Annotated in this window: 19 protein-coding genes; 6 read left to right on the top strand and 13 right to left on the bottom strand. The window is 51.8% G+C overall.

Features of this window, described 5'->3' with window-relative positions; genetic code table 11:
* Positions 1-29 precede the first annotated feature (29 nt).
* From OGV94_RS05475 to ubiU, 4 genes are all read right to left on the bottom strand, one after another.
* Positions 30-740, bottom strand: a complete 711-nt coding sequence (locus OGV94_RS05475; RefSeq protein WP_080626047.1) for a fimbria/pilus periplasmic chaperone — start codon at positions 738-740, stop codon at positions 30-32.
* Between the two features lie 180 nt (positions 741-920).
* Entirely contained in the window at positions 921-1,478 is a 558-nt protein-coding gene (locus OGV94_RS05470; RefSeq protein WP_043017776.1) for a fimbrial protein, read from the bottom strand.
* A gap of 512 nt (positions 1,479-1,990) precedes the next feature.
* Entirely contained in the window at positions 1,991-2,869 is an 879-nt protein-coding gene (locus OGV94_RS05465; protein WP_100194891.1) for a U32 family peptidase, read from the bottom strand.
* 8 nt (positions 2,870-2,877) lie between these two features.
* Entirely contained in the window at positions 2,878-3,873 is a 996-nt protein-coding gene (gene ubiU, locus OGV94_RS05460) for a ubiquinone anaerobic biosynthesis protein UbiU (protein ID WP_016154661.1), read from the bottom strand.
* 220 nt (positions 3,874-4,093) lie between these two features.
* On the opposite strand from ubiU, the gene ubiT reads away from it, so the two are divergent.
* Positions 4,094-4,618, top strand: a complete 525-nt coding sequence (gene ubiT, locus OGV94_RS05455) for a ubiquinone anaerobic biosynthesis accessory factor UbiT (RefSeq protein ID WP_043017774.1) — start codon at positions 4,094-4,096, stop codon at positions 4,616-4,618.
* Positions 4,612-5,115 carry a GNAT family N-acetyltransferase gene (locus OGV94_RS05450; RefSeq protein ID WP_003024966.1) on the top strand — a complete coding sequence of 168 codons (504 nt, stop codon included), beginning with the start codon at positions 4,612-4,614 and terminating at the stop codon, positions 5,113-5,115. The genes ubiT and OGV94_RS05450 overlap by 7 nt, the downstream gene beginning before the upstream one ends.
* On the opposite strand, the gene OGV94_RS05445 is transcribed toward OGV94_RS05450, so the two are convergent.
* Positions 5,102-5,401: a GIY-YIG nuclease family protein gene (locus OGV94_RS05445; RefSeq protein ID WP_286522797.1), complete on the bottom strand. Its 300-nt coding sequence runs from the start codon at positions 5,399-5,401 to the stop codon at positions 5,102-5,104. The two genes, OGV94_RS05450 and OGV94_RS05445, sit on opposite strands and share 14 nt — an antisense overlap.
* A 52-nt stretch (positions 5,402-5,453) precedes the next feature.
* Between OGV94_RS05445 and OGV94_RS05440 the strand changes: the two genes are divergently transcribed.
* A complete protein-coding gene (locus OGV94_RS05440) occupies positions 5,454-5,897 on the top strand; it encodes a YhbP family protein (protein ID WP_047408370.1) in 444 nt (147 codons plus the stop codon).
* On the opposite strand, the gene OGV94_RS05435 is transcribed toward OGV94_RS05440, so the two are convergent.
* A complete protein-coding gene (locus OGV94_RS05435; RefSeq protein WP_286522795.1) occupies positions 5,877-6,395 on the bottom strand; it encodes a type 1 glutamine amidotransferase domain-containing protein in 519 nt (172 codons plus the stop codon). The genes OGV94_RS05440 and OGV94_RS05435 overlap by 21 nt on opposite strands.
* A gap of 128 nt (positions 6,396-6,523) precedes the next feature.
* Here OGV94_RS05435 and OGV94_RS05430 point away from each other — a divergent pair, with 128 nt between their 5' ends.
* Positions 6,524-7,159, top strand: coding sequence for an NAD(P)H-binding protein (locus tag OGV94_RS05430; RefSeq protein WP_043017770.1), 636 nt, complete (start codon positions 6,524-6,526; stop codon positions 7,157-7,159).
* 92 nt (positions 7,160-7,251) lie between these two features.
* Here OGV94_RS05430 and dolP read toward each other — a convergent pair whose 3' ends face one another.
* Genes dolP through OGV94_RS05410 form a run of 4 tightly spaced genes read right to left on the bottom strand, consistent with a single transcriptional unit; the run spans position 7,252 to position 10,863 of the window.
* Positions 7,252-7,827, bottom strand: a complete 576-nt coding sequence (gene dolP / locus OGV94_RS05425; RefSeq protein WP_043017769.1) for a division/outer membrane stress-associated lipid-binding lipoprotein — start codon at positions 7,825-7,827, stop codon at positions 7,252-7,254.
* Between the two features lie 9 nt (positions 7,828-7,836).
* The gene (diaA, locus tag OGV94_RS05420) at positions 7,837-8,427 is read right to left on the bottom strand and encodes a DnaA initiator-associating protein DiaA (protein WP_003024948.1); all 591 of its coding nucleotides are present in this window, start codon (positions 8,425-8,427) and stop codon (positions 7,837-7,839) included.
* 34 nt (positions 8,428-8,461) lie between these two features.
* Entirely contained in the window at positions 8,462-8,857 is a 396-nt protein-coding gene (locus OGV94_RS05415; protein WP_220771780.1) for a YraN family protein, read from the bottom strand.
* On the bottom strand, positions 8,815-10,863 hold the full coding sequence (locus OGV94_RS05410) for a penicillin-binding protein activator (RefSeq protein ID WP_286522792.1): 2,049 nt from the start codon (positions 10,861-10,863) through the stop codon (positions 8,815-8,817). The genes OGV94_RS05415 and OGV94_RS05410 overlap by 43 nt, the downstream gene beginning before the upstream one ends.
* 63 nt (positions 10,864-10,926) lie before the next feature.
* Here OGV94_RS05410 and rsmI point away from each other — a divergent pair, with 63 nt between their 5' ends.
* Both rsmI and OGV94_RS05400 read left to right on the top strand, forming a co-directional pair.
* Entirely contained in the window at positions 10,927-11,790 is an 864-nt protein-coding gene (gene rsmI, locus OGV94_RS05405; RefSeq protein WP_003024942.1) for a 16S rRNA (cytidine(1402)-2'-O)-methyltransferase, read from the top strand.
* Positions 11,791-11,792: 2 nt separating this feature from the next.
* Entirely contained in the window at positions 11,793-12,806 is a 1,014-nt protein-coding gene (locus tag OGV94_RS05400; protein ID WP_286522789.1) for a Fic family protein, read from the top strand.
* Here the strand turns inward: OGV94_RS05400 and OGV94_RS05395 are convergent.
* The 3 genes from OGV94_RS05395 to OGV94_RS05385 form a co-directional block, all read right to left on the bottom strand.
* The gene (locus OGV94_RS05395; RefSeq protein WP_044714502.1) at positions 12,803-13,576 is read right to left on the bottom strand and encodes a DeoR/GlpR family DNA-binding transcription regulator; all 774 of its coding nucleotides are present in this window, start codon (positions 13,574-13,576) and stop codon (positions 12,803-12,805) included. The two genes, OGV94_RS05400 and OGV94_RS05395, sit on opposite strands and share 4 nt — an antisense overlap.
* A 111-nt stretch (positions 13,577-13,687) precedes the next feature.
* On the bottom strand, positions 13,688-14,731 hold the full coding sequence (gene gatD / locus OGV94_RS05390) for a galactitol-1-phosphate 5-dehydrogenase (RefSeq protein ID WP_087051135.1): 1,044 nt from the start codon (positions 14,729-14,731) through the stop codon (positions 13,688-13,690).
* Positions 14,732-14,775: 44 nt separating this feature from the next.
* The gene (locus OGV94_RS05385) at positions 14,776-16,149 is read right to left on the bottom strand and encodes a galactitol-specific PTS transporter subunit IIC (protein WP_003828618.1); all 1,374 of its coding nucleotides are present in this window, start codon (positions 16,147-16,149) and stop codon (positions 14,776-14,778) included.
* Position 16,150: the final 1 nt, after the last annotated feature.

Here is a 16,150-nt window from a genome sequence, read left to right as displayed (position 1 = left end):
CCACATCATTATAAATAGTTATATTATTTTTAACTGTTGCATGTTTGTTCTGGCGTCAGTGCGCCAAAATCATTTACCGTCTGAAATTTTATGCTGCCACCCTTGCCGGAAAAGTCGACGCTGCTGGTGGACATCGGCGCCAACATCGTATTTTTGATTTTGTTTTCGCCGATACGGAAATTAACCAGCGTAACGTAATAGGGGGAAGGGTTGTTCATGCTGGCCTTTCCGCCTGCAATACTACAACGCAGAGTGCGCGGGGCATCTACCGACGCGCTGGCTAAATTTTCCGGGCGCATAAATAGTTTGATTGTGCTCTGAGTGGCAATCTGTAAGGTATTTTGCTTAATCTTCTCTTTGGCAACCGGTGGTATGGCTTTACTGTTAAAATAGAATACTGTTTCGCGATCGGTCGGTAGTGGTTTACCGATATACATGATACGTACGATATTTTCATGTTTTGCCGAAATGGAAAAAAGCGGTGGCGTTACGACAAATTCATCAGATTTAGTGTCATCCGGATTGGACACCCATGATTTAATTAAAAACGTATTTTGGCTATCAGAGTTTCTGACGGGCAGTGAAACCTGTTGCGCAGTCAAGGGGTAGACAATGCGCGTTGCGCCAAGTGAAACGCCCCCGGCGCTGGCGGCAAAAGAAATTATTGATAACGCGCCCACGGTCATGTGGACTAAACCTATTTTAACGGTCTGCTTTCTATTAGCAAATGAGGTAACCATGACATATTCCTTTATATCAAAAATAACATTCAGAAGTGCAATATAAATGGACGCGAAGCCTGTATAAGCTAATGGATTAAATAAATCCGGGGGCGCTATAACAGAAAATGCTTCGGTCCATGGGGAGAGTCAGTGCCACTCTGCGCCATCATTGCGCAAAGCGGCAAAGGCTGAACTACATTACGCGTAGTTCATGTGGAATGTTGCGGTGGCTTCTACGCTACCCGCTTCGCCTGCGGCGTCGGTGGCAATGTAGTCAACGCTCATCGGAATGGTGTTTTCACCATCCAGTACGGCGATAGAGCTTGATTTTACGCCCATATCAACTGCTTTGCTGTCCGGTCCGTACAGTTGCAGTGCAACGTGTTTAGCCGCGCCTGCGCCTGCGGTATTCGCCAGTGCAGCCGGTACATCAGCGTCAGTCTGGCCGGTGAAGGTGACTGCCGCAGTTTTAACAATGCTGGCGTCGCAATCTACCAGGTGAATTTCAAAGCTTTTTGGCTGACCGGCAGCGGTGCCTGCTGTGGCTAAATGCGTTGCGCGAACCTGGTCAAGGTAAACGGTAAAATCGAGAGAATCAGAGGCTACAGAGCAGCCCGCATTCACTACCTGCCCAACAAAATGTACAGTACCACCCGGTGCAGTGACATCTGTCGCTGTTTCTTCTGCTTGCGCAGAGGTCATTCCAAAAAGACTCAAAGAGGTAGCAAATACGGTCGCAATTAACTTCTTGTTCATAGATATTTCCTGACTACGAATTAAATACATCCAGGATTGAATATTATATGTATTTCCATTTAAATATTCTTTTCCATTCCTGTTCGAGAATCTTAAATAATCTAATTTAAGTTTAAGATTACATCTCAAGCTGGGTGATTTTATTTGCATGGTAATATTTATAAACGTATTTAAACTTAATATCGATTGTCAAAATAATGGTTGTACATTTCATTTCTTTTGTGTTAATTGGATGTCTTATGTTGTTGTTATATATTGTTTTTTCTCGCAATAAAGGCAGTGCACAGCTTCGGTTGTATTTGTTGAGTGGATGGCTGTGGGGGGCTATATGTTTTATTAGAATGTATTTACGTGGTGATGGCTAATAAAAAATAATGTCAGAATGTTATTAATAGAGGACCTAATTAATTAAAATAATATGCAGAAAAGTATTTATAACGCTTACTAAAATAGTGCCAAATATTGAGATGTTAAATATCCGGCACGATTAAATTATCAGCAACTTGTTGAATTTAAGTTAGTAACTCCAGCCCTGCCAGTCGTTTCCAGTAGCCGTTGCAGTCACTGTGGGCGGCAAGCGGTAATGGGGCCGTACCATTTTCATTGGCGCGGAAGGCATCGAGCATGGCGAAAGTTTCGGTTCCTGAAGGGGACAGGCGCACAATATCAACCAGCCCCTGCATCGACGTCAGCTCGTTGCCAAGGTTGTAAACATAGCCGCTCATGGTCTGGATCCCGTTGAGGACAAAGACCTGCTGATTCTCCTGCGACAGTACATCGCGCCCGTTCGGGTACTTGATGCAGCAGGTTTCACACTCGTCCTTCGGACGGTCCTCAGAGCGTGCGGTAAAGCAGCGTGCAGAGTACGCCAGCGGCAGATGCCCGTAGCTCAGCACCTCTACTTCAAACTGATTGCGAATACCCAGCTCATCACACTGGTCGAGCAGATTTACCAGCCAGTCGCGGGACAGTTCTACCGGCATACACCAGCGCACCATACCTTGTTTGAGCAGCAAACGCAGGGTTACCGCGTTGTAGCAGTTGAGCGCATGTCCGGCGACAAACGGCAGCTTACGCTCGGCGCACATGTTTACCACGCCAAGATCGCTGGCTTCCACCAGAAAATCGCCGTTTTCAACATAGCGTTTGAGTTCGCCCAGCTCCGACGATGCCTGCACCAGCGCGAGGGTCGAAAGCACCACCTGCTTGCCGCTACCGGCCAATGATTTCGCCATATCCAGCCAGTCGCCCACTTTGGTGGCGCGGCGTTTACTGCATACCGCTTCGCCAAGATAGATAACGTCGGCCTGGCTTACGGCGGCCTGCTGATAAAAATCTTCCAGCGTTTCTTTTGGCCAGTACCACAGCACCGGTCCTAAGGAATATTTCATTGCTTCTCTCACTGCCATTTACGGTGATACGCGCCAAGCGTGGTCTGCGTGCCTTCGGACATTGAACCGAGCGTTTCCATCCACGCGGCCTGTGGGGCGTAGTTTTGCGGGTCGGCCATACAGCGGTCGATCGCCTGACGCCACACTTTCGCCACCTGGCTAACATAGGCCGGGCTACGCTGGCGTCCCTCGATTTTTACCGAGGCAATATTGGCCGCCAGCAGCTCCGGCAGCAGCTCCAGCGTATTCAGGCTGGTGGGTTCTTCCAGCGCATGATAGCGCTCGCCGTCAACCAGATAACGGCCTTTACACAGCGTGGGATAACCCGCGTTTTCTCCATCCTGATAGCGGTCGATCAGCACTTCATTAAGGCGGGATTCCAGCCCTTGCTGGGTCTGCTGCCAGCGTACAAAACGGGCTGGAGAACAGGCGCCAACCGTGTTAGGCGACTCGCCCGTCAGATAGGACGAAAGATAGCAACGGCCTTCCGCCATAATGCACAGGCTGCCAAAGGCGAACACTTCCAGGGGAACTGGCGTGACGCGAGCGAGCTGCTTCACCTGATGAATAGACAGCACGCGCGGCAACACCACGCGGGCGACGTCAAAGTTGCGATGATAGAAATTAATCGCCTCTTCATTGGTTGCAGATGCCTGAACAGAGACATGGCGCTCAATATGCGGGTAGCGCTCTGCGGCATACTCAAGCATGGCGAGGTCGGCGAGGATTAGCGCATCTGCACCCAGTTGCGCCGCCATATCCACGGCACGTTGCCAGCGCGCGTAACCATCCGGATGCGCAAAGGTGTTAATCGCGATGTGCAGCTTACGGCGGTGCTGATGAACAAAACTCACCGCTTCCTGCAATTTTTTCTCGGTAAAATTAAGGCCGGCGAAATGACGGGCGTTGGTATCATCTTTCAGCCCGATGTAGACAGCATCAGCGCCGTTCTCGATGGCCGCCTTAAGCGCCGGGAGGTTTCCGGCAGGGCAGAGCAGCTCCATAATTTATCCTGAACGTTGCGCCGTGAAGGGCGCAGAAATGTTAACGAAGAGGGATTTTAGTTAACCTTGCTGAGACAATTTTTGATTTGAGGCAGTTAAAGTCGTATTGGTGACACCAATAAAGAGGTAACAATTTCGTAGCGAATTGTTGATTTATGCCGCTATGTCGTTTATTTGATATGGCAAAATAGCAGGACTATTGAAACAGGGAGTAAAGCTCGTGTTGGATAAACTGCGTTCACGCTTAGTACATTTTGGTCCTTCTCTGATGAGTGTACCGGTTAAACTGACGCCCTTTGCGCTAAAGCGCCAGGTTCTGGAACAGGTCCTGAGCTGGCAGTTTAGTCAGGCGCTGGCCGATGGGGAGCTGGAGTTTCTCGACGGCCGCTGGCTGAGCATTCATGTGCGTGACATTGGCCTCAAATGGTATACCTCTGTTGAGAACGATAAACTTATTGTCAGCCAGAATGCAGATGCGGATGTAAGTTTTAGCGCCGATGCCAGCGATCTGCTGATGATCGCGGCGCGCAAGCAGGATCCGGATACGCTTTTCTTCCAGCGTCGCCTGGTGATTGAAGGTGATACAGAATTAGGGCTGTATGTAAAAAATCTGATGGACGCCATCGAACTGGATCAGATGCCTAAAGCGTTGCGCGTCATGCTGATGCAGTTGGCGGATTTTGTTGAGGCGGGGATGAAAACGCCGCCAGAAACCAAACAGACTTCGGTAGGTGAGCCATGCTGATTCGAGTTGAAATTCCCATTGATGCCCCTGGTATTGATGCGCTGCTGCGCCGTTCATTTGAGAGCGATGCGGAAGCGAAATTAGTGCACGACCTGCGTGAAGATGGCTTCTTAACGCTGGGTCTGGTTGCGACTGATGACGAAGGTCAGGTAGTGGGTTACGTCGCGTTTAGTCCTGTCGATGTTCAGGGCGAAGATCTGCAATGGGTCGGCATGGCGCCGCTCGCGGTGGATGAAAACTACCGGGGGCAGGGGCTGGCGCGTCAGCTGGTCTATGAAGGACTCGATTCACTGAACGAGTTTGGCTACGCCGCGGTGGTCACACTGGGGGATCCAGCACTGTACAGCCGCTTTGGCTTTGAGCTGGCAGCACATCATGACCTGCGCTGCCGCTGGCCGGGCACCGAAAGCGCGTTCCAGGTTCATCGCCTGGCGGACGATGCGCTGGAAGGCGTGACGGGCCTTGTGGAATACCACGACCACTTCAATCGTTTTTAAGCTCCGGGGTTTGCAGGCTGCTCAGTAGCGCCTCAAGCCCTTCGCTTTCGACAAGGCGCTCTTTCTGCCGCTTGGTGAGCTGTTTGACGCGATACTCTATGCGCAGGGCCAGCGAACGGTCGCCAACCTGCGCCGCAAATGCCAACGTGAGTTCCCCCTTTCCGCGTAGCGCCTTCGCGCCTTTCCCACTTTGATGCTGCTTATAGCGGCGTTGCACATCGGTGGTTATTCCGGTGTATAAGGCGTTGTCCGCGGTACGGATCAGGTACAGATACCAGGGTGTCATTGTCACCATCGACGTGATAATTTTCAGGCCTACAGTATAAAAGAGAACAGAAATGGAAACACTGACTGCGGTGACCCGCTGGCTGGCAAAGCAGCACGTCGTGACCTGGTGCGTACATCATGAAGGTGAATTATGGTGCGCCAATGCGTTTTACCTGTTTGATGCGCAGAAGATGGTGTTCTATGTGCTGACTGAAGAGAAAACGCGCCATGCGCAGATGTCCGGACCCCGAGCACCGATTGCCGGCACGGTAAATGGTCAGCCCAAAACGGTCGCCCTGATTCGTGGCGTACAGTTCAAAGGGGAAATCCGGCGTCTTGAAGGGCAGGAGAGCGAAGTTGCGCGTAAGGCCTACAACCGCCGTTTCCCCGTCGCCAGAATGCTGCCTGCGCCCGTGTGGGAGATTCGACTGGATGAAGTCAAATTCACGGACAACACGCTGGGCTTCGGTAAAAAGATGCTCTGGCTACGTGACTCACGCGCCGAGAATACGTAATGCCTCACGGTTAAACGCCGGGGGATCGTCTGGGGTACGGCTGGTTACCAACTGATCGTTATCATTCACCATTTCCTGATCGTAAAATTCGGCGCCGGCGTTTTTCACATCGATGATGATAGGCTTCACAGCGGTAAGCTTACGTCCGCGAATGACATCCGCGCTGATAAGCAGCTGTGGACCGTGGCAGATAGCAAACACCGGTTTGCCGCTGTTAACAAAATCCCGGGTAAAGGTCACGAAACGCTCGTCACCGCGCAGGTAATCCGGTGAGTGACCGCCAGGCAACAGCAGGGCGTCAAAATCAGAAGGGCGTACATCTTCGATCGCTTTGTCGATGGTTACGCTGGCCTCTCCTTTTTTCCCCTTCACCGTTTTGCCCGCCTGTTTTTCAATGGTGATGACTTCATGCCCGGCCTGACGAAATTCTGCAGCTGGCGATGTAAATTCTGAATCTTCAAACTCATCAGTGATTAAAACGGCAATTTTCTTGCTCATGTTTCCTCCGTTGAATGGCATGCGGATGAGGCAGAATTTCCATGTTGATGGATAATTACCTCACGAACTATTAAGTCTGGTCGCTGAGGCTGAGAGCGCAAGACGGACAAATCTGTAAAGGAGCGAGGATGAGTCAGGTGTTAATAACGGGCGCAACGGGGCTGGTAGGCGGAAATTTGCTGCGTATGCTGCTCAATGAACCCCGGGTCAATGCCATTACGGCACCAACGCGTCGACCGCTGGCTGATACGGTTGGCATCTATAACCCTCATGATCCGCAGCTAACCGATGCTCTGGCGCAGGTTACCGAACCGGTCGATATTGTCTTTTGTTGCCTGGGGACCACCCGACGTGAAGCGGGCAGCAAAGAGGCGTTTATCCATGCTGACTATACGCTGGTGGTGGATACGGCCCTGACGGGACGCCGGTTAGGCGCCCAGCATATGCTGGTGGTGAGTTCAATGGGCGCCAATGCGAATTCACCGTTTTTCTATAACCGGGTGAAAGGTGAAATGGAGCAGGCGCTGATCGCGCAGAATTGGCCACGGCTGACGATTGTCCGACCTTCAATGCTACTGGGGGATAGGGACAAACAGCGGACGAATGAGATGTTTTTAGCGCCGTTGTTCAGGCTGCTGCCGGGTAACTGGAAGTCGATTGAAGCGCGCGATGTTGCGCGGGCAATGCTGGCGGAGGCACTGGCACCTGGGCATGAAGGGGTTTCGATCCTGACCTCTTCCGAGCTACGCGAAAGGGCCAAATAAAATGCCGGATGGCGCTGGTGTTTATCTGACCTACAAACGATTATGCCTGTAGGCCGGATAAGACGCCCATGCGTCGCTATCCGGCATCTGTATTACTTAATAAACGTAAAGGCCGTAGTGACGCGTTTCACGCCGCTTACCCGGCTGGCGATGTCCGCCGCCGCCTTCGCTTCACGCTCAGTTACCAGACCCAACAGGAACACTTCCCCGTTTTCGGTGGTGACTTTCACATTAGAGGATTTCACCTGATCGCTGGTCAGCAACTGGGAACGTACTTTGGTGGTGATCCAGGTATCGTTGGACGCATCGCCCAGGCCAATTGGCTGGCCCTGACGGATCTCATTAAAGACCTCAGTCGTACCTTCTACGCCCATCGCAATCTGTTTTGCCCGCGCAGACAGTTCGCTATTCGGCGACTGACCAACCAGCAGCACTTTACCCTGATACGCGCTCACGTTGATTCGCGTTTCCTTCTTGATTTGGGCATCTTTCGACAACGCCGTATTGACGCGTAATTCCAGGGTTCCATCATCTACCTGGGTGCCGACGCTGCGGGGATCCGTCGCGGCTTTGGTGCCGACAGCAGCAGTTCCGACAACGGCAGCAGCGACACAGCCTTGCAGCAGCAGTGCAGCGATAATCACAGCAAGCGGCGAAAATGCCTTCATGTGTACTCCTTAATCATCCTGGTGAGGGAAAAGCGTGTTATCGATGAGATCGCAAAGGCAGTTGACCGTCAGCATGTGCATTTCCTGAACGCGGGCACTGTGGTGTGAGGGAATACGGATTTCAACATCCTGCGGCCCCAGTAATCCGGCCAGCTCCCCTCCGTCATACCCGGTCAGCGCGACGATTGTCATGTCGCGTGTTACGGCGGCTTCAACGGCTTTTACGATATCGCGGCTATTACCACGCGTAGAGATTGCCAGCAGAACATCACCTGCATGTCCCAGCGCACGGACTTGTTTTGCATAAACTTCGTCGTGCAGGCGATCGTTGGCAATCGCAGTTAAGACCACATTATCAGTGTTTAGTGCAATCGCAGGTAAACTTGGCCGTTCTGTTTCAAAACGATTGATCATACTGGCAGCAAAATGCTGTGCATTGGCAGCGGACGTCCCATTACCACAACAGAGAATTTTGTTGCCATTGAGCAGGGACTGAACCAGCGTCATGGCTGCACGGGAGATCGCATCCGGAAGAGCTTCAGCCGCAGCTATCTGAGTTTGAATGCTTTCTGTAAAGCAGACTTTAATTCTATCTAACACGCTAATCCTTAAGAACCAGGCTCTGAATCTTCAACTATGAGCGGTCGTTGAACGCGTCCTTAAACCACTCAACATCATTTCCGGTGAAGGCTAACACATCGAACCGGCAATCCACAGTATCAAAACTCCCATTGTGGCGCGCAAGCCACAAGCGGGCGGTCTGTAATAATTTGTGTTGTTTGCTCCGGGTCACACTCGCCGCCGCACCGCCAAACAAGGTTGAGCGTCGGTAGCGAACCTCAACAAATACGGTGGTGTTGCCTTCACGCATTATCAGGTCAATTTCGCCGCCACGTTCACGCACGTTGGCGGCGATAAAATGCAGTCCTTTGCTCTGCAGCCAGTCACGCGCGGTGGATTCCCACGCGTCACCGGTCTGTTTACTCGTTAACTGGCGGGGACGACTTGTCCTTGCTGGTATTTGAGCCATGATAACTTCCTGTTAATCACACAATCCTGCGTTGCGGTTAAGGCCCCGGTGTTGCCGTTAATTTCGAAACCCTGCACCTGACGCATTTGCGAGAAGTGGTTGGCAAGCGACCAGGCATCGACGCCCATGGCGTACATACGCGCCAGCGAGTAGTCGTTACGCACCGCGCCAAGCGCCTGCTGCATAAGAGGCGCATTAGCGCCTGCCAGCATCGGAATTTCGCTGTACTGCAAGCCTTCCATCTCCAGACGGAAATCCGGGCCGGCAGTTCCCTGCGCGCTGCGGGAGCTGGCGTACAACGTGGCACCGCTCTGGCTGCCGTTGCGCATAGCGATCATCGGCTTAATAAATGCAATTTCTTCCGGCGTCGCCAGAATATACACGGCATCAACACGACCACCGCCGGTGATTTGCGCATCGGTTGGCGCTGCCGGTATCGTCAGACCGCCAATGGTTACGCCAGGCTGCGTGGGTACAGAGGAGGCCACCGGGCTGCCCGTCAGGGAAATCCCCGAGCCGCCGTTGACGCCCATTTTCAGCTCAGCAGTGGAGCCGAACTTCTGCTGCAGCACTACGCCGCCACCCAGCTTTTGCCACTCCTGCGCAAAGGCGTTGGCAACGCGATCGCCTAACGCACTCCGCGGGGTCAAAAGCAGCGGCGTCTGTTTTCCTTGATCGCGGATGTGACGCGCGGCGTCGCGCGCTTCATCTTCTGGCGACAGGGCGAAGTAGCAGACGTTCGGCAGATTTTTCACCGCCTCCGGCTGATTAAGCGCCAGGACGTTTAATGGCGTGTTGCTTTTCATCAGCTCTTCAACATTATTCTTCAACAGCGGGCCAACCACGATGCTGGCGCCATCCTGCTGAACCTGAGCCAGGATCTGATTCAGCGGCTGTGATGAGGTGTCGTAGATTTTCAGCTCAGCGGACGGATTCGCCGGCGCGCTGGCGGTCGTTGGCTGTGCAGGCGCGGTTGGCTGCGGGGCTGCAGCTTCTGGTTGCGCTGACGTCTCGTTGGTTAGATCGCTTACTGACGCCTGAGAAGGGCTGGCAACACCGTCAGTCGTTTGCGGCTGTTCCGTGGTCGCCATGGCTGCTGTATCTGCAGCTGGCGCGGCAACAGCTGGGGCTGCTACGGGTTGAGTGCCCATGTTTTTCGCAGCTTCAAAGCCTTGCTGGATAGTACGGCCAAATACAGCGGCCTGACCGTTCAGCGGCAGCAGCAGCGCAATTTTGCTGGTGGAGGCGGGCTTAAAGCTCTGCACGTTAACCAACTGCGTTGGCAACAGTTTTGCCCCCGGGTTCTGTGGATAACGTTTTTGCCAGTCAGCAATGCTGGCTTTCATCATGTCCGGATCGTTACGGTTATCGAACCAGACGCGCTGGAGATCCAGCCAGCCTTGCAGCACGTTTTCATCCGCATTGATGACCAGCGCCTGCGCTTGCTCCTGGGTCATGGATGACAGCGCCTGCCAGGTGGCGTCCATGTTTTTCTGCTTAGCATTTGCGGCCAGCAACGGCTCCTGGGCGATCAGGGCGCGCAGTAGTGTCAACGACGGGCGACCCTGGTTGACGTCGATTTGCGCCTGCCAGTACCGTGCCTGCTGGTTTTGATCGAAATCGGCAGGGGTGAGTTTGTCCAGCAGAGCCTGTGCGCCAGCGACATCTTTCTGCGCAAGCTTAATCTCGACGGCCAGCAGTGACTGCTCACGACGCTGGGTATCGCTTAGTTTCTGCGGTAGCTGGTTGAACAGCTCGATGGCCTGCTGGCTCTTGCCTTCTTTCAGCAGTGCACGAATGGCGAGTAATTGCCAGTTGGTCTTGCTATCATCTGAGCTTTGCTGCATTTGTTGCAGATAAAAGCCGGAATCAGCCTGCGCAGTGCCCTGCATATGGGCTGCACTCTGGTCTGGCGCCTGGGTGCCACAACCTGCGAAAATCAGTGCTGCCAGAATGACTGGCAGCGCGCGTGCGGCTTTCAAACGAGAAAATGTTGAGGGTACCATACTGTATCCAGTGATATTTTTTTACTCAATGCTCAATATTAAATCGGCAATACGGACGACACAATGAAACAACACGAATCGGCGGATAATTCTCAAGGCCAACTCTTTATTGTACCTACTCCTATAGGAAATTTGGCTGATATTACCCAACGAGCGCTCGAAGTTTTACAAGCCGTTGATTTGATTGCCGCTGAAGATACTCGTCATACAGGACTATTGTTACAACACTTCGCGATTAACGCGCGATTGTTCGCCCTGCATGACCACAACGAGCAGCAAAAGGCCGAAACGCTGGTGGCAAAGCTCAAAGAAGGGCAAAACATTGCGCTGGTTTCCGATGCCGGAACGCCGCTGATTAACGATCCCGGCTACCATCTGGTGCGCACCTGTCGCGAAGCGGGGATCCGCGTTGTTCCTCTACCAGGCCCTTGCGCGGCGATTGCTGCCCTGAGCGCTGCTGGTCTGCCTTCAGACCGCTTTTGCTATGAAGGTTTTCTGCCTGCCAAATCGAAAGGGCGTCGTGATGCGATGAAAGCCATTGAGGCTGAACCACGTACGCTTATTTTTTATGAATCTACCCACCGTTTGCTGGATAGTCTGGAGGACATGGTTGCCGTCTGGGGCGAATCCCGCTACGTGGTGTTGGCGCGTGAGTTGACCAAAACCTGGGAAACTATTCACGGCGCACCGGTTGGCGAACTGCTGGCGTGGGTCAAGGAAGATGAAAACCGTCGTAAAGGCGAAATGGTGCTGATCGTCGAAGGGCATAAAGCGCAAGAAGACGACCTTCCTGCCGATGCGCTCCGTACATTGGCCTTATTGCAGGCAGAACTGCCGCTTAAAAAGGCCGCCGCGCTGGCTGCTGAAATCCATGGCGTGAAGAAGAATGCATTGTACAAGCACGCGCTGGAACAGCAGGGGGAGTAAGAGTGAGCACCTACCAACCACCTTTCGTCGTCACTCCATTGATCCTCAATCAAGTCATTGAAATTGGTGAATTGATGGGGCATTGGGCAGCGATGGCTGGTAGGGCATCTCCTCTTTTGCGTAAAGAGAATCGTATTCGCACGATTCAGGCCTCTTTAGCGATTGAGCATAATTCGTTGACGACGGAACAAGTCACCGCGCTGATGGAAGGAAAACGTATTCTGGCGCCTGCTAAAGACATACAGGAAGTGAGAAATGCGATTCTGGCCTATGAAAAGATGTCGGAATGGAAAAGTGGAAAATTATCCGATCTTTTACAGGCACATCGGGTCCTTATGCTCGGTCTGGTCGATAATCCAGGCCAGCTACGTGCCGGAAATGTTTGTGTTTACAGGGAAAAACAGCTTATTCATATGGCTCCTCCGGCCTCACAAGTTTTACGTTTGATGAATGATCTACTGGGCTGGTTAAAAACGACAGAACTCCACCCACTGATTGCTGGTGCTGTTTTCCATTATGAGTTTGAATTTATTCATCCTTTTTCTGACGGCAATGGACGGATGGGACGTCTGTGGCAGACATTAATCCTCCGTGAGTGGCGATCAGAATTGGCGTGGTTACCGGTAGAGACACTGATCCACTACCAACAGGACCGCTATTACCAGGTATTAGGGCAGTGCGATCGACAAAGTAGCTGCACGCCATTTATAGAGTTTATCCTGGAAAATATCATCTCTGCTTTGCAAGAGGGATTGGGAAAATCATCAACTCTGTCGGAAGAAATGTCGGAAGAAATGTCGGAAGAAATGTCGGAAGAAATGTCGGCTGATTTACTGGATATAGAAAAACGCATTCTACAAATCTTGTCGCATCAGCCGGGCAGATCCGCCAAAAGTATCGCTGATGAGTGTGAAATCTCAGCCCGAACCGTAGAGCGCTATTTGAAAGCGTTGCAGCTAAAAGGCAAACTGCAACGCGTTGGCGCGACAAAAGGGGGGATGTGGCGGGTTGTTTAAACGACCAGCAGTTCGACGCCTGTCTTAACCAGCGCAGATTTATCTTGTTTGCTGATGCTGTCGTCGGTTATTACGCAGTTAATCTTCTCCATTGGAAGTACCTGATTAAAGCCACGTCGGTTAAATTTTGTCGCATCCAGTACGGCAATGACCTTATGTGCAGCAGCAGCCATCACGCTACTAATCGAATAACCTTCGTTGAATGTCGTAATACCATTAGTGGCATCAATCCCGTCAGCGCCCACGAACATCAGGTCAGCGCTTATTCCTTGCAGGGAACGTTCAGCGATAGTGCCATGCATTGAATGAGTTTTGTGGCGCACCGTGCCTCCGCAGACGACCAGCGTAATGTCTTTGTTTTCCGATAATGTAAACGCAGCGGGCAGGCTATTGGTAATAACGGTGATGTTACTTTTTCGGTTTAGCGCCTCGGCGATCAGTAGGGTCGTGCTTCCGCTATCCAGAATCACGGTCATTCCTTCCTCGACCATTGCTGTAGCAGCCTGAGCGATCCGCTTTTTAGGATCGCTGGCAAGCTGATACCGATCTTCTAATAATACTTCCTGATTGTCACCTTCAGCCAGATGGCTTCCAGGTTTTGCCGCACCGCCATGAAAACGGGTGACCAGACCCTTCTCTTCTAATAACCGCAGGTCGGCGCGAATGGTTACTTCAGAAATACCAAAGGTATTCGAAAGGTCCATTACCAGTACGCTACCTTGCGTATTAATCAGGTCGACAATTTTATTCCTTCTCTCAAATGAGTTCATATTGATTTGCCTGATAATTTGACTGTCACTAGTTTAATCGAAGGATTGCGAAAGGTGAACGCTAAATTTCGAAAGTAAATGTGAGCCAGCGCAGGTTGCTGGCTCGTGAGGTCAGGAGAGTTTAAGTAGAATTTTCCCCTGCATCGGCGCGCCATTAAGTGATTTGACCGCGCTGGCAAAGCTCTCGGTATCACCGCTGTGGGCAATTAACGGTTCAAGCTGCAAGCGCTTTTCCGTGAGTAAACGGGCCGCGGTTTCCCACTCTTCTCCAGGCCACGGGCTGGAATAATTCATCCAACTGCCAAGAATGGTTAATTCTTTACGCAATATTTGCCCAAAAATACCTGAAGCCAACGCCAGATCGTGATGCAACGTACCGACTAACGCCAGTTGAGCACGAGGTCCGGCAATTTCGATCGACAGAGTCACAGTTTGCGGGGTTCCTGCAGTCTCCAGGACGAGTTGATCAAATTGAATGTTCTCCAGACCAGCGTGGATCTCAGTCGCACTCATCTCCCTACTGTTAAACACATAGGTTGCCCCCAGTTCTTTTGCTAACGCCAGCTTTTGTGGGTTGATATCAATCGCCGTGATACTTTTTGCGCCGAGTTCGCGAGCACATTGCATTGCCAGTAAACCGATGGTACCTGCTCCAACGATGATCACGTTTTTGCCTTCACACCCCTGAGCGAGATGAAAAGCATGCAGGCCAACGGTAATGGGCTCAATGAATGCGCCATCATCAATCGGCATTTCTGAAGGTAATCGGAACAGGTTGGCGCGTTTTACGACCACATATTCTGCGTTTCCACCTTCGCTGCGCGAGCCGACAAACTGATATTGCTTACATAATGAGAAGAATCCTCGCTCGCACTGAGGGCAGTGGAAGCAGGGGAGTAATGGAACGCAGGCAACAGCATCGCCGGGTTGTAAGTCGGTAACTGCTGCACCGTAGGACTCAACATAGCCGCTGAACTCATGCCCCAGCGTTATCGGATAATAGTGAGCGCCATGATTAAATATACGGGGAATATCCGAGCCACAAAGCCCTGAACTAACCACCTTGACCAGTACATCGTCATCAGCCTGTAGCTGCGGAATGGGACGTTCTTCAACGCGTACGTCGCCCTCAGCGTGAATCACCACTGATTTCATAAATGTCTCCATAAATGTGAAGGGGAGCAAATGCTCCCCAGAAATTAAGATGCGGTCTGGCTTTCCGTTATGGCTGCTGCTTTTTCAGCCGCCACAAAATTACGTGCCCGACGCCATGTCAGTAGTACACCCAACAGGTAAATCGCAGCGATAATGATGAAGCCCACTACGTTCTGCCAGGTGAAGAGTTGAATCAGCAGCCAGGTGATTGGGGAACCTCCCTGATCCATCGATGCAACCATACCACCTGCTTTCAGTGCGCCTGCATTGGCGGCAAGCTGGGTATGTAGACCAATAGTTTGCGTGGCTATCCATAGAGTGATACCCATGATGATGACGCCGGAGATCAGCGTACGGAACAAGTTCCCCTGATGAACGGCTACCGCCATGGCAACAAAGAAACCAATGGTCGCGAGATCGCCGAATGGCAGTACCTGATTACCTGGTACCAGGACGGCAATCAGAATAGTCAGCGGAATAAAGATCAGGCTGGCGGAAACCACCGACGTATGGCCGAGCAGTAGCGCAGGGTCCAGACCGATTAGGAACTCCTGTCCGCCAAATTTTGCCTGCAGGCGTTTACGGGCATGTTTAGCGATAGGAGTTAGGCCATCCATAATCGGTTTAATGACACGCGGCATGAGCAACATAACGGCAGCCGTTTTCACCGCCAGTTGCAGCACAGCTTTAACGTCATACCCAGCTAGCATGCCGATAACTAATCCCATCACAAAGCCAACGGTTACAGGTTCACCGAAGGGGCCAAAACGTTTTTGTACATCATCTGCACTAAAATGAATGCGGTTCAGTCCCGGGATTTTTTCAATGATCGTATCTACCAGGACTGCTATAGGGCCCAGGTACGCCGAGGAACCGTGAGGAATGGCAATGCCTTCCAGACCAAAAAAGTCACGCGTGTCTTTGGCAAACCAGTCGCCTAGTTTGTAGACGAAGGCTGCATGAACTACCACGCCGAGAATACCCAGCCAGTATGAACCGGTCGCCAGATGCAACATGGCACCGGTAAACGTCATATGCCAGATATTCCAGATATCGACGTTTACTACGCGAGTCATGCGGGTAACCAGCATCAGGATATTGACCCCAATAGCGACAGGAATTGCAATTAATGCAATTTGTGAAGCCCAGGTCATTGGTGATGAACCCGGCCAGCCGACATCAATGACATGCAGGTTGATTTGAAACTGTTCCGCCATCGCTTTTGCGGCAGGGCCGATAGAGTCAAGCATCAGGCCAATGACCAGGCCGATCCCGACAAAGCCAATACCAATATGCAGGCCGGATTTAAAACAATCCCCGAGCTTCATTCCCAATAATTTTGAGAAGATGATGATCACTAACGGCAGCATAACCGTTGGACCTAAGTCGAGGATATAACGCATTATTTCGCTAAACATG

Origin of the sequence: Citrobacter sp. Ce006 (genome assembly GCF_030336535.1) — a bacterium.
GTDB classification, from domain to species: Bacteria; Pseudomonadota; Gammaproteobacteria; order Enterobacterales; family Enterobacteriaceae; genus Citrobacter; species Citrobacter europaeus.
Note: the sequence above shows the minus strand (reverse complement) of the source record. Positions and strands in the feature narration are given on the sequence as shown.

Bases quoted from the DNA above. Each gene is read 5' to 3' on its own strand.
- OGV94_RS05395 (WP_044714502.1), bottom strand. From the start codon at position 13,576: ATGAACTCATTTGAGAGAAGGAATAAAATTGTCGACCTGATTAATACG.
- OGV94_RS05445 (WP_286522797.1), bottom strand. From the start codon at position 5,401: ATGACACCCTGGTATCTGTACCTGATCCGTACCGCGGACAACGCCTTA.
- OGV94_RS05410 (WP_286522792.1), bottom strand. From the start codon at position 10,863: ATGGTACCCTCAACATTTTCTCGTTTGAAAGCCGCACGCGCGCTGCCA.
- OGV94_RS05435 (WP_286522795.1), bottom strand. From the start codon at position 6,395: ATGAGCAAGAAAATTGCCGTTTTAATCACTGATGAGTTTGAAGATTCA.
- OGV94_RS05470 (WP_043017776.1), bottom strand. From the start codon at position 1,478: ATGAACAAGAAGTTAATTGCGACCGTATTTGCTACCTCTTTGAGTCTT.
- dolP (WP_043017769.1), bottom strand. From the start codon at position 7,827: ATGAAGGCATTTTCGCCGCTTGCTGTGATTATCGCTGCACTGCTGCTG.
- OGV94_RS05430 (WP_043017770.1), top strand. From the start codon at position 6,524: ATGAGTCAGGTGTTAATAACGGGCGCAACGGGGCTGGTAGGCGGAAAT.
- ubiU (WP_016154661.1), bottom strand. From the start codon at position 3,873: ATGGAGCTGCTCTGCCCTGCCGGAAACCTCCCGGCGCTTAAGGCGGCC.
- OGV94_RS05450 (WP_003024966.1), top strand. From the start codon at position 4,612: ATGCTGATTCGAGTTGAAATTCCCATTGATGCCCCTGGTATTGATGCG.
- OGV94_RS05465 (WP_100194891.1), bottom strand. From the start codon at position 2,869: ATGAAATATTCCTTAGGACCGGTGCTGTGGTACTGGCCAAAAGAAACG.
- OGV94_RS05415 (WP_220771780.1), bottom strand. From the start codon at position 8,857: ATGGCTCAAATACCAGCAAGGACAAGTCGTCCCCGCCAGTTAACGAGT.
- OGV94_RS05475 (WP_080626047.1), bottom strand. From the start codon at position 740: ATGGTTACCTCATTTGCTAATAGAAAGCAGACCGTTAAAATAGGTTTA.
- OGV94_RS05440 (WP_047408370.1), top strand. From the start codon at position 5,454: ATGGAAACACTGACTGCGGTGACCCGCTGGCTGGCAAAGCAGCACGTC.
- OGV94_RS05385 (WP_003828618.1), bottom strand. From the start codon at position 16,149: ATGTTTAGCGAAATAATGCGTTATATCCTCGACTTAGGTCCAACGGTT.
- gatD (WP_087051135.1), bottom strand. From the start codon at position 14,731: ATGAAATCAGTGGTGATTCACGCTGAGGGCGACGTACGCGTTGAAGAA.
- rsmI (WP_003024942.1), top strand. From the start codon at position 10,927: ATGAAACAACACGAATCGGCGGATAATTCTCAAGGCCAACTCTTTATT.